Below are 219 nucleotides of genomic sequence, written 5' to 3'. Positions count from 1 at the left end.
AAGGAGGGCGCTTACCACGGTAGGATTCGTGACTGGGGTGAAGTCGTAACAAGGTAGCCGTATCGGAAGGTGCGGCTGGATCACCTCCTTTCTAGAGTTTGCACGAATCAGTAATGGTTCACGCATCAAATGTTCACACTTATCGGCTGTTTAATTAAGAAGAAACAGTAGTCGTAGTAGTTCCGCGTTGGGGCTGTAGCTCAGCTGGTTAGAGCACCG

General features: G+C 49.8%; 1 rRNA gene. It reads left to right on the top strand.

The features are described from left to right. Positions 1-91 (top strand): 16S ribosomal RNA (locus tag KO539_RS30015); the annotation flags it as partial. Between the last annotated feature and the right edge of the window lie 128 nt (positions 92-219).

Source organism: Janthinobacterium sp. NKUCC06_STL, from assembly GCF_019345455.1.
In the GTDB taxonomy this organism is placed as follows: domain Bacteria; phylum Pseudomonadota; class Gammaproteobacteria; order Burkholderiales; family Burkholderiaceae_D; genus Janthinobacterium; species Janthinobacterium rivuli.
The sequence above is the reverse complement of the archived record's forward strand: the minus strand, read 5'-3'. Positions and strand labels throughout refer to the sequence as shown.